Genomic DNA, 11945 nt, shown 5'->3' on the forward strand with positions numbered 1-11945 from the left:
GAAAGGGAAAACGACGCTTTTCCCTTTCCGTGGAGCGAAAAGTCCCGGATTGGACTTTTTGCGACTCTATCAAGTTTCAGGTTCAAAAACTTCAAACATCAAACCCCAAACTTCAAACGGCTATCATCAATTTCGGTTTGTTCCATCGGACCATACACTACACTTCCCAACCAGAAGGAAAAAAGACCTACCACTATACCGGCTACCACATCGCTAACATAGTGATAACGGTTGTATACGGTGGATATGCACAACATGGTGACGAAAGGGGTCATCCAGGCAGCCATTTTCTTACGGTAAACCCAGGCCAGAAGGAGAACCACCATAGCGACTGCCACGTGGGAACTGGGCATACAGCCGCCGTTGATGTCGCCCACCTCCATAATGTAATCCTGAAGGGCGGTGACAACATAACCCTCAAGGGGCCCTTTGTAAAGGTCAGACAGCACATAACGGGGACCGATAACCGGGAACAAAAAGAACCCGAGGTAGGATATGAAGAAGGCAGTAACAATGGAGAAGACAGTCCTTCTGAAGGCCATCAATTCTCCCCTGAAGTAGAGAGAGAGGCCCAGTACAGGGCCAAGCCAGTAATAGGAATGGTACGAAATTTTCATGATCTCGGTCAGGGGAGGACTGGCAAATCGCTCCAGCCACACGGAAGGGTGTATGCCCAGAAAAGCTTTCTCGAAACCGGTGATGAAGTGGTCCAGGTACATCCCGTGAATACCGAGGATATAACCATCGATCTGCTCGTAGAAATATCCCAGTACGATGGGGATATACCAGTATCTAAGGAACCTGATCACCGGGTGACTGTGCCCGGTGGAAAAGCGGAGCCATGGTACGATGAGCCCCGCGGCAAAGGAGTGGATCACGACGTAGGTCCACCATTTTTCCACGCCCTGATGAAACAGGGTGACGAGGACCGCCACGGTCACCAGGTAGATGACAAAGGCTGTGTCTTCAGGACGGAAAATGGCCTCTTTCGTCGACATCGATCCTCCATAATTCCAGGCAAGTTTGGGCAAAATCCTATCTTGATAGCAGATAGCCTTCCCGGGGTCAATTTCTCCTTCGCCCCAGGTTTGCCAGCCTTATGGAGAAAGGGGTGTGTCAAATCTCCTCGAATGGGTGATTTGACACAGGATAAAGGGGTCGTAACAGGTATATAGGGGAAGGCTAAAAACCAGAAACCGCGACTTTAAAGGGGTTTGGAGTAGCACTGATCTTACTCCGCCAAAGGAATAAATATTGCACTACACTTATTGCAGGTGATTCAAACGGGGTTATTAGGTTAAAACACACAATCTTGTTCAACACCCTCTTACAGATGGACCTCCGGGGGAAGCCCCGAGGCGGGAACCTCCTTCTTAAGCCCCCGCTGCAATTGGTGCAGCGGGGGCGCCTCCATAAAAAACCGATGACTCGATGTCATCGGTTTTTTATCTGGGAGAGACTTGATCCGTTTTTCCCCTGATAAATACAACTGCCAAATCCATTGCATCAAAATATGAATTGCGATGAACAATGTGATAGATGAAAGTATTGTGCCAATAAGACTTGCCAGAAACACATAGCCCGGACTATTCACGAGGTTCTTTTCCGTTCCGGCGGCGTTGCTGAGTCGTTCGCTTGTGCGGAATACTAAAGTATGCCTCCGCGCTCACTGGACAGTCGCCTTGCCGGAACGAAAAACTCCTCTCCTGACTATGTCCGCTCAACCCCGCCTAATTCATGATGCTTATAGCGCCATTCCCATTTATCTTTAATTGCCACACAGTTAGCTGATATCTCATTTGCATCATGAATAATGCGGGATAGGATAGAATCCCGGGACGTCCGGGTTGCTCTCTTGTGTATTTCCGGTAATCGATCACCATCTTCGGCCACATGAAGAAGTGCTCCCAGAAATCCCAAAACCCCTTTCTCACTAGCCAGGACCACATAACAAACACGGAAAAGATCATCAAGGGTCCGCATATGGATATCAATTTCCCGGCCAACTCCCGAATGTCCCTTCTTTATCCTTTTATCGAGGAGAACCGGTTCCTATCTGAAACCATCCTCTGCGTCCTTGCTTAAAATTCCCCCTGGATTCCGGATAATCACACATTCCGTGATTTCCGGAATGACGATCCTGGGTTTTCGCCGATACTCCGATACCCCGACACGCCGATGCAAGTTTTTTCTCCCCCTCTCCCAAGCTCCCATGCCGATCTTTCCCCGCGTCCCCGTGTCCCCGCGTCGAACGATTTCGGATACCCTTCCCGGCACGCCGTTACCTGACCTTTTCCCCGTTTCGCCGATTCTCCGTTTCCCCGTTTCGTTCCGAAGGAACAGCTTTGTCTCCCCCTCCCCCCCTCAAACGGTTGAGCGATCCTAGCCAAATGTTTTTATGATCGCCACTCCCACCACCATCACCAACGCCGCCGCCATGCGAAGGCCCCCCAGCCGTTCCCGGAAGATGAAGATCCCGATGAGCACCCCGAACAGGGCGTTCACCTGCCTTACGGATGTCGCGTAGGAGACCTCAGTTACTTTCAGGGCGTAACGGTATGTAAGAATGGAGGCAAGGAGGATGAGAGCCATCCCCGTGGCCGACTTCCAATGCTCTTTTGCAAAGGTCAAATAGCTCATGCGCATCCCCACGGCAAATAACGATTCAAGGATCGCCATGCAGACGATGAGAAGGTAGCTCCAGGTGAGCGGATCGGTGTAGAAAATGCCCGCCTTGTCGAAGACAGCCCCCAGGGAGTAGAAAAAGGCCGCCCCGAGAGCAAAAGCCACCGATCTGTCCAACCGACGGAAGGGATCAGCCATGGCCGACCATGAGGCGCTCTTGAACTGGATCACATAAGCCCCGAAAATAATAAGACCGATCCCGGCAAACCCGGCCGCAGCCAGCCGCTCTCCCAGAAATACAGCTCCCCACAGGGGAACCAGGGCAGGGGCCATGGTAGTGAGGGGATAGATCACCGAGAGATCCCCGCTCCGGTAGCCTCCCGCCACTCCCAGGTGGTAAAGGGCAAAGAAGAACGCCGCACCTGCAAGTGGAAACAGGATCGCCGGTACAGTGGTCACATGATCCAGCGCCGTCCGCCCCAGAAAGGGGGTAAGACCCACCGCCATCATGACGTGGGCCAAAGCGAGGAGGCTGAAGCGGTCGTTAACATGCTTTACAACCGCGTTCCATATGGCGTGGAACAAGGCGGAGATGAGAATAAGGAGAAGGGCGGTCGTTTCCATGTGAATTGGACTTTTTATTTAATCTCGTGGAGCGTGCGTGCGTAGTGCGTAGAGCGTAATATAATCCCCATGGCCCCGGTTTTGCACCTCGCCGTGCATGGGACGATTAGCCTTGGATTACAGAGATCTCGATGTTTACAAGCTCGCCCGTAAAACTGCCATCGAAATCCAATCACTTTCAAAATCCTTTCCTGATGAAGAAAAATATTCATTGACCGACCAAGTCCGGCGATCATCACGTTCCATATGCGCCAACATAGCTGAAGCATGGCGAACGAGAGACCACCCCAAGGCCTTTTCTCATAGCCTGCAAATTGTCGAAAGTGAGGCCAGTGAAACAAGAGTATGGCTGGACTTTGCCAATTGCTTTGGATACTTAACACAGGAGTATTATAGAGAATTGGATGATCGGTACGATCATATCCTTCGTATGCTCCATAAAATGAGGGCTTCATCACAGGCTTGGTGTCGACAGCCAACGGCTTGAACTCCGACACTCACCACTCTCTACGCTCTACGCTCCACGCTCTACGCTCCACTCATTCACGCTCCACGCTCCACGAACTACTTCAGTCGAGGATCCACCGCATCTCTCAAGCCCTCGCCGACCAGGTTGTAGGCCGTCACCGTCAGGAAGATGGCGGCTCCAGGGAAGATGGTGAGCCACCAGGCGAAGTCTATGTAGTGTTTGGACTGGGATAGGATCTCACCCCAGGAGGGGGTTGGAGGCGGAACACCGAAACCCAGGTAGCTCAGTGAGGACTCCACCAGGATCGCTCCCGCGACCCCGAAAGTGGCGGACACGAGAACCGGAGCCAGGGAGTTGGGCAGGATGTGGCTGAAGATAATACGAAGGTCAGACGCTCCCACTGCCCTGGCGGCAGTGACATAATCCAGTTTCCTCTGCTTGAGAAACTCACCTCTCACAAGACGAGCCACCCCCGGCCATCCGGTAATACCCAGGATGATCATGATGTTGTAGATACTTGGTTTAAGGAAGGCCAGAACAGTGAGGATAAGAAAGAAGGTGGGGAAACACATCATCACTTCGATGGATCTGCTGATGACCACGTCCACCTTTCCACCATAGTAACCCGCCAGAGCCCCCAGGAATATCCCGAGAAAAGTGTAGATGGAAACCGCTACGAAACCCACAGAAAGGGACACCCTCGATCCGAAGATCATCCTCGCCATGACATCCCGTCCCCTGTCATCGGTGCCAAGCCAATGCCCGCCGCCGGGGGGCTCCAGGTTCGCTGAAAGGTTGATCTCGGTAGGGCCATACCTGATGAGCGGGTAAAGGGTCCAGCCCCGTTGGGTAATATCTGCCTGATCCCAGGCCAGCCGGGCTTTGCTGGTCACAGCGGGAAAGACAAGTTCATGGTCCACCACCGCCGCTATGGGCCGACTGCCGGCCAGAAAGGGCGCACCCAAAGCAATAATGAATAGAGCGAGCACAAAAATCAGGCCCACGATAGCCACCCGATCACGCCGGTACTGGTTCCAGACAAGTTTCGTATAGCTCTGTTTTTTCGGCGTGCTTCTCACGCTTCAGCCTCGTAGGTGATGCGCGGATCGGCCCACACGTAGAGGAGATCCGATATGAGGATTCCAACCAGGGTGAGCAGGGCCGAAATTGTCGCGATGGCCATAACTACCGGGTAGTCCCTGGAGAGTACCGCCTCGAAACTGAGCTGCCCCATCCCCGGGATGGAAAAGATGCTCTCGATAATGATGCTGCCCCCGAGCATACCGGGAAGAAGGTAGCCCATGAGGGTGATGATGGGGATGATGGAGTTGCGCATGGCGTGCTTGAAAATGACGAGTTTTTCAGGGAGACCCTTGGCCCGGGCGGTGCGGATATAGTCCTGCCGGATCACCTCCAGCATCCCGGCTCTCATGAAGCGGGAAAGACCGGCCAAACCTCCATAGGTGAGACAAAACACAGGCAGCATCAGATGCCACAGGTGATCCCACAGGCGGGACAGGAATACGGCACCTTCCATTCCGGGGGATGAGATCCCGTAGATGGGGAACCAGTCGAGAAAATCGCCACCCCCCAGGAACATGATAAGGAGCACCGCCACCCAGAAGTTGGGCAATGAATAAAGGATAAAAAGGATCACCGTCATGACCTTGTCCCTGATGGTGCCCTGCTCCACGGCAGAGTACACCCCTACAGGTATGGCCAGGAGATAGACGAGAAAGATGGAGATGAGGTTAAGCTCAATGGTGATGGGCAGTCTTTCCGCGATCTTTTCCATCACAGGTCTGTGGTCCTTGTAGGAGGTACCAAAATCGAAAGTGACGACCCTTTTCAGCCAGATGCCGTAGCGGATCCATATGGGTTTATCCAGACCGTAGAGCCTTTTTGTCCCTTCAACGATCTCCCGGGTCATCTCGTCCCCCATCATTCCCTGCTCCCCAGTACGGAGCTTCATGGCCGCAGGGTTACCGGGAGACAGCTGGATCACCATGAAGGTGATGAGGGTGATCCCCAGAAATGTGGGAATGATGAGCAGCAGTCTGCGTATGAGGTATTGTTGAAGGTTCAAAAAACTCCCTCGTGTGCGCGTTGAGCGTGCATGCGTGATAGCGTAACTTCAAAACCAAACAAGTTGCTCATAAATCATTGATGGATCGTTATTTCTTTCCTTTGCGCACATACGCTTAACGCACGCACCTATTTGTATTTCCGCCCCTTCTTTGGGCATTGGTCTTTGGGCTTTGGGCTCACTTTTGTTCCGTCTTTCCTGCTCCGCACTCTGCTCTCTGCACTTTACACTCTGCACTCCAAGGATCAGCGATACCGCTGATCCTTGGTCGGCACCCACCACTCACTGGTGTCGAGGCCCAGGGGGTAAACATTCACATTCTGGAAGCGACGGTCCAACGCAACCAGGCTTTCATTCATGAAGAGGAAAGTGTAGGGCTGCTCCTCGTGCATGATCCGGTGGAACCTTCTGTAAAGCTGAACCCTCTTTTCCTTTTCAAAGGTGACACGGGACTCCTCTATGATGAGGTCCGCCTCCCGGTTGGCAAAACCAATGAAGTTAGAGCCCTTCTCAGTCTGACTGGAGTGCCACACCTGGTAGGGATCGGCTTCCACAGGCAAACTCCACCCCATGATGACTGCATCGAAGTTTCTGTCGTCCAGCATTTTTGTAAAAAGGGCCCACTCCAGGGGCCGAATACTCATCTCGACACCCACCTTGGAGAGCTCCTCCTTGAGAATGGTGGAAACCTGGTCCGCAAATTGACTCCCCGAAGTCATGGTGAACTCGAACTGGAACTTAACACCATCTTTGTCCCTGATCCCGTCGCTATCGGAATCTACCCATCCTGCCTCTTCAAGCAAGGCGGCTGCTTTTGTCGGATCGTAAGGCCAGGGTTCGATGGTCCTGTCGTAATCGGGGCTTTCGTAGAAGAAGTTTCCGCTAACCACCCGTCCGAACCCGTAGCGGAGGTTTTTAAGAATAGCGTCTCTGTCCATAAACATGGTCATTGCCCGGCGTACTTTAGGGTCATTAAATACAGGTCGGCGGCTGTTCCAACCGATGAAGGAGTATCCCGGCAGATAATACTTATATTTAGCGAAAGCCCGGTTGAATTTGCGCCCTTCGGTCTGCTTAACCCACTGTACAGGGGTCAAGGCCATCAGATCCATCTCCCCTCTCTTTAAGACCTGCAGCGCCACAGTTTCATCGGTAATGATCTTGAAAACGATCTTGTTGAGGAGCGGCTTCTCTCCCCAGTAGCTATCATTTTTTTCCAGAACGATCTCCTTGCCCGTATCCCAGCGTACAAATTTATATGGTCCGCTGCCCACGGGCGAACGGCCTGCGGGATGGGTGTTGAAATCGCCTCTTGAAAAGATGTGCTGAGGGATTATTGACATCCCCCCGATCATCTCAAGGGACTTGAAATAGGGCTCAGAGAATGTGAACCGGACGCGGCTGGCATCTAACGCCTCGACCTTCTCGAGACTGCGGTAGTAACTTCTCAGGTGGGGAGCGTCTACCGATTCATTTTTTACGGTGTTGAAGGTAAACACAACATCAGAGGAGGTCAGCGGTTTGCCGTCCTGCCATTTCAACCCTTCCCGCAGGGTAAAGAGGTAGCTGAGCTTGTCAGGGGACACCTCGTAGGAGCTGGCGAGAAGCGGCACAAGGTCAAGGGTCCTGTTGTCTCTTTCCAGCAGGCTTTCATAGACATAACCGTTAATGGTGCTCTCATACACATCTGTGGCGGTGACCGGGTTCAAGGTGGCCGGTTCAGCTCCTATGTGCCGTACAAGCCAATCCCCACCAACCGGGGTCTCGGGACCTGCAGCCTGAACGGGAAGAGGAAAGATCAGAATGAACGAAAACAGGATGCCTATCAGAAACTTTGAGTTGTCTATCCTTGACACAGGGTCCTCCTTGTCACCATAATTGGTGTTGAATTCATACCAACCTGTCGCAGGAAGGAATGTCCATGGCTCTGTCGGATCGTAAAAAAGCGCTCACCCAGGCTCTCCAGGATTCGGAGGCGCTGGTCCGGACCGCTGCATCGAGGGCACTTGACCGGGTCGAGGGCATGGAGCGGCTGCAGAACATCTTCGAGGCGGTCTCCTCAGGTGAAAAACCCCACCGGATCCGTGCCATCCACTTCCTCGGGTTTCTGAACACTGCCGAATCGGTGGATCGATTGCTGGCTCTTCTTCAGGATCCTGGGCCTGATATCAGAGTGGCTGCAGTCAAGGCCATCCAGATCCATCTACCCCAGCGCGCGCTGGTGCCGCTGCTCGGCGTTCTCGAGGATCCGGAAATCTCAGTTGTGCAGATGGTAATGGAAACCCTGTCCCATTACCAGGACCCCAGAATCACCGAATTCCTGGTGCCTTTCCTCATCGCTTCGGACACCGAAACTGCCTGTATTGCGGCAGAGGCCCTTGGCCGAAACGGTGACCCAACAGCTGAACTTCACCTGGTCAAGGTTCTTCGGGGAGCAACGGACCCACTCCTGAGGGCCAGAACGGCAGTGGCACTGGGTAACCTGAGACCGAATACATAATCGATCTCAAATCTCAGATCTCAGATCTCAAATAATACAAAATCATTAACCACACCAGACCTATTACCTGGGAATCCTTCAGGCCATCTCTTCCTGAAATTTGAGATTAGACCTTACGCGAAAGCCACCTCTGCCGAAATATCATACAAAACCGGATCCACAACGGCAGCGATCACCCGACCATGGGCATCCGCTCCGGAAAGGTCCAGATCCTGCTCCTGATCAAAGGGCTGCCCCTTTTCATCGATGATCATTTTCAATATCGGTTTTCCCCCTTGATCCCCGGCCTTGACCACCATACCGATCTCGTTGCTCGTCAGCCGCACAATGGCGCCCGGCGGATAAGCGCCCACCATGGTTATGAAAGCATCCACATGATGGGGGTCGAACCTCGTACCGCGACCGTTTTCCAGAAATGTTATCGCCTCCACCGGGGACATCGGTTTTTTGTAGGCCCTGACTGTGGTGATGGCGTCGTAGACGTCCACAACCGATATGAGTTGGGCAATTTTGGAGGGCCCCTCCACCTTGGATCTCACCGGATAACCCCCGCCGTCAAGATGCATGTGATGGCCTTCCACAGCCTGTACCAGACCATCAGTACCGCCCATACCCCGGATCACATCAGCAGAGTGAAGAGGGTGGGATTTTACAGCTTCCCACTCCCTCAGGGTTAATCCACCCGGTTTGTTGATGATCTCTGAAGGAACCCGTACTTTACCTATATCGTGCATCATGCCGGCCAGAGCCGCCCATTTGATGTTCTTCTCGTCCATCCCTTCCTTTTCAGCAAGAAGGAGGGCAAGGATCCCCACGTTGACACAGTGCTGATATGTATAGGCATCGTAGCCCTTAAGACCGGAAAGCAGCATGAGCAGCGATCTGTTGTCCGCCAGGTTATCCATAAAGCCTTCAACAATGTTTTCCGCCTCTGTGAGAGGGGGCAGTTGGCCATTTTCCACTTCAGAAAAGAACTCTGTCATTGTGTTTATGGCGTCCCTGTAAGTTTCCAGGCCTTTTGTTGGCAGGTTTTTTTCGTCATGGCCCATCTTGAAGCTTTTCAGACCGATGTGGGTCAGCTCATCCTGTTCTATCAACCTCTGGAACGTCTCCTTGCTTCGCTCCTTGACCTTGAGGATCCCCACCAGCTTGAGCAGCTCATCTTCGGTCACACCCTGGCTGATGAGGAGATCATCGATCCCAAAACCGGTCAGCACCTTGAGTATGTTTTCCGAGTAAGGCGTGGTTTCGTAAAACAGGTAGTCGTCCACGTATAGAACACCGTTGATCACCCCGATGAGAACATCCTCTTTTGCCTCGAAGATCTCAACGAGAAAATCGAAAACCCGCTTGGAGACCCCCTTTACGGAAGGGTGCTCAGGCGGGTAGAGAGCTATGTTCCTGACAGAGTTGTCCAGGAATTTGATGATCCCCCTGTATCGCTCTATCTGTTTCGGGTCCTGGGTCATAGCTTCCTCCGGAAGCAGCAGTCAGTGAACCGGGAATTGTGAATCGTGAATCGTGAATAGTTTACAACGTATTGAATTCACTAAAAAGCCTCAAATAGCCCCTTCCTGACCATCAATGTAGAAGAATCTGAGCATTAGGAATGGGATCTGGGACATGGGATTTTGAATATTACCTTTCACCGTTCACCTTTCACTGTTCACGGCTCTTCCCCACCTTCCCTGCGCAGAAACTCCTGGGAGGTCTTAAAGGCTTCACCCTTGAGTCTGGAAAGAGATCGTCGCAACACTTTCACCGACCTTGCCCCGCCTATCTCCACCAGACCGTCCACTGCCGATTTCTGGACCCTTGCACGTCCGGAAGGATTGAGAAAAGATCTGGCCTTAAGAATACCGCTGAGAAACTGGATCGACCTGTCCCCACCCTCTCGTGCGATCCCCTTAACCGCCATGGCTCTTCTGTTCACATCCCCTTCCCCGAAGAACGGCTTTTTGGCAAGGGCCATCAAGCGCTGCAGTCCCCCAGTGCCCTGCAGAACACCGAGGGCATAGACAGCACGAGCCTGGACCTCAAGATCCGCATCGTCCAGAAGCCTGTTCATTAACCTCTCGTCAACCGGGATGGGAAATCTGTACAGAAAACGCAGAGCTTCAAGGCGAATCTTCGGGTGGGGGTGTTGAAGGTAGGTCCTGACGTTGGCTGAATCCTTCTGACCTCCCACCTCCTGAAGGAGACCCAGAGCGTTCCTGACGACATACCATCGGTCGTCCCTGAGCCATTTATCAAGGTGGGGTCTTAAGGCATCACCGAACCTGCCAAGAAAACTGATAATGGTCCGGCGCCCAAAAGCCTCATTCTCATCGGCGAGCATTTGGAGGAGCACCGATATGGACAGATCGTGAGTGTGATAGAGGACCGCCTGGATAACCTCTCTGTCCGGCTGGTCCCTCATCGTCAACTGGGCCACCATCTCTTCCAGGGCTGGAGGCCGGGCAAGCAAACGGATCGATTCCCTGTTGATTTTTGAGATCTCATCGGGAACCTGCTTCAGGAGATATTTTCCGAGGTGTTTGAGCACAGCAGCGGCGAGACCCGGGATCTCCATACCACCTGTTTCCCTGAGTCTGGTCAAAATATCGCTTAAAATCAATTTGTACTGCGCTACTGTGCCAGCCTTGTCCAGTTCACGGAGCTTACCAGCAAGCCATTCTTCCTGGTTGATCTCCGGACTTCCATCATCCCTGAAACTGAGATTCGCCGCCTTGGGTTCAGGCACCTCATCTGGTGGCGCTACCGGAGAAAAGGTCTCTGACGCGTAACGGCTCGGGTTCTCCCCGGTGATCTCTACTCGCTGGCCCAGGATACCTTCGTAGTCAACCTGCTCCAACTGAAAGGATCCGGATACCTTGCCCCGGGTCAGCTCTACAGCCCCACCGGCACCCTTGATCACCACCGAGTCCATTGCCAGCAGTTCGAAGAGGACCTCCAGATCTTTAGCGCTGAGCCCTCGCATGAAACGCAGTGAAGAGACCTGCCGCGTGAAACACTCCCTGGCCAGGAACTGACTGGACCCATCTTTTGTGCTCAGGGGTTCACCTGACCAGGTGACAGCATCTCCCTCTACTTTAAGCTTTATGACAGGTTCAAGGCTGAGGCAGGAAGAAAAGTCGGCCTGAAGCTTCTGAAAAAACCTCTCTCGAGAGGGGTGTCCGGCAGGATACATGGCCATTGCCTTAAATGCTCTGACCAGCTCGGAAACAAGCAATGCGACTGTAGTAGAATCGGTCATGAGACTCCTGAAAGATCAATTTCAAATTTCAAATTTCGAGTTCCAAAATTACAGTGATAAATGAATTGTTAAAGCCAGGAGTCTGAATGGGTTCTCCGACAGACTCCTGTATCATCATCATAATACAACACAGCCCTTAAAACAGGAAAAGGTCAATTTTCAAATTCCATGACCCGAGTGCACAATTAGACTCGAAATTCACCAGCAACACTCGTGGATTTCGAGTGGTTCGTTGCAAACCTCATGCACTTGGGGTATTTGTAAATACATCATCCATGGGTATTGGATGATGTCATCCCTAATCACCCAAATTTGATGACTTCGCAAAAAGTCATCAATGCGCCCCGCGCGGGGCGCCCAAATCAATGACTCACTCCGTAAGTCA

At 52.5% G+C, this 11945-nt stretch carries 9 protein-coding genes; 2 read left to right on the forward strand and 7 right to left on the reverse strand.

Annotation, left to right across the window (positions count from 1 at the left end):
- Nucleotides 1–98: 98 nt before the first annotated feature.
- Nucleotides 99–998: a phosphatase PAP2 family protein gene (locus P1S59_13615; GenBank protein ID MDF1527274.1), complete on the reverse strand. Its 900-nt coding sequence runs from the start codon at nt 996–998 to the stop codon at nt 99–101.
- Between the two features lie 1384 nt (nt 999–2382).
- Nucleotides 2383–3249 carry a DMT family transporter gene (locus P1S59_13620; protein ID MDF1527275.1) on the reverse strand — a complete coding sequence of 289 codons (867 nt, stop codon included), beginning with the start codon at nt 3247–3249 and terminating at the stop codon, nt 2383–2385.
- Nucleotides 3250–3346: 97 nt separating this feature from the next.
- On the opposite strand from P1S59_13620, the gene P1S59_13625 reads away from it, so the two are divergent.
- The gene (locus P1S59_13625) at nt 3347–3736 is read left to right on the forward strand and encodes a four helix bundle protein (protein ID MDF1527276.1); all 390 of its coding nucleotides are present in this window, start codon (nt 3347–3349) and stop codon (nt 3734–3736) included.
- 77 nt (nt 3737–3813) lie between these two features.
- Here the strand turns inward: P1S59_13625 and P1S59_13630 are convergent, their stop codons facing one another.
- The 3 genes from P1S59_13630 to P1S59_13640 all read right to left on the reverse strand — a co-directional run bounded on the left by P1S59_13630 (nt 3814) and on the right by P1S59_13640 (nt 7660).
- Nucleotides 3814–4797, reverse strand: coding sequence for an ABC transporter permease (locus tag P1S59_13630; GenBank protein ID MDF1527277.1), 984 nt, complete (start codon nt 4795–4797; stop codon nt 3814–3816).
- Entirely contained in the window at nt 4794–5804 is a 1011-nt protein-coding gene (locus P1S59_13635) for an ABC transporter permease (GenBank protein MDF1527278.1), read from the reverse strand. The genes P1S59_13630 and P1S59_13635 overlap by 4 nt, the downstream gene beginning before the upstream one ends.
- A gap of 245 nt (nt 5805–6049) precedes the next feature.
- Nucleotides 6050–7660, reverse strand: coding sequence for a peptide-binding protein (locus P1S59_13640; protein MDF1527279.1), 1611 nt, complete (start codon nt 7658–7660; stop codon nt 6050–6052).
- A gap of 65 nt (nt 7661–7725) precedes the next feature.
- Here P1S59_13640 and P1S59_13645 point away from each other — a divergent pair, with 65 nt between their 5' ends.
- Entirely contained in the window at nt 7726–8304 is a 579-nt protein-coding gene (locus P1S59_13645; protein MDF1527280.1) for a HEAT repeat domain-containing protein, read from the forward strand.
- Nucleotides 8305–8417: 113 nt separating this feature from the next.
- Here P1S59_13645 and P1S59_13650 read toward each other — a convergent pair whose 3' ends face one another.
- Nucleotides 8418–9773: an HD-GYP domain-containing protein gene (locus tag P1S59_13650; protein ID MDF1527281.1), complete on the reverse strand. Its 1356-nt coding sequence runs from the start codon at nt 9771–9773 to the stop codon at nt 8418–8420.
- Between the two features lie 197 nt (nt 9774–9970).
- On the reverse strand, nt 9971–11560 hold the full coding sequence (locus tag P1S59_13655) for a HEAT repeat domain-containing protein (protein MDF1527282.1): 1590 nt from the start codon (nt 11558–11560) through the stop codon (nt 9971–9973).
- Nucleotides 11561–11945 lie beyond the last annotated feature (385 nt).

The sequence above is a fragment of the bacterium genome, from assembly GCA_029210965.1.
Classification (GTDB): Bacteria; BMS3Abin14; BMS3Abin14; order BMS3Abin14; family BMS3Abin14; genus JALHUC01.

Bases quoted from the DNA above. Each gene is read 5' to 3' on its own strand.
- P1S59_13615 (MDF1527274.1), bottom strand. From the start codon at position 998: ATGTCGACGAAAGAGGCCATTTTCCGTCCTGAAGACACAGCCTTTGTC.
- P1S59_13620 (MDF1527275.1), bottom strand. From the start codon at position 3,249: ATGGAAACGACCGCCCTTCTCCTTATTCTCATCTCCGCCTTGTTCCAC.
- P1S59_13625 (MDF1527276.1), top strand. From the start codon at position 3,347: ATGGGACGATTAGCCTTGGATTACAGAGATCTCGATGTTTACAAGCTC.
- P1S59_13645 (MDF1527280.1), top strand. From the start codon at position 7,726: ATGGCTCTGTCGGATCGTAAAAAAGCGCTCACCCAGGCTCTCCAGGAT.
- P1S59_13655 (MDF1527282.1), bottom strand. From the start codon at position 11,560: ATGACCGATTCTACTACAGTCGCATTGCTTGTTTCCGAGCTGGTCAGA.
- P1S59_13650 (MDF1527281.1), bottom strand. From the start codon at position 9,773: ATGACCCAGGACCCGAAACAGATAGAGCGATACAGGGGGATCATCAAA.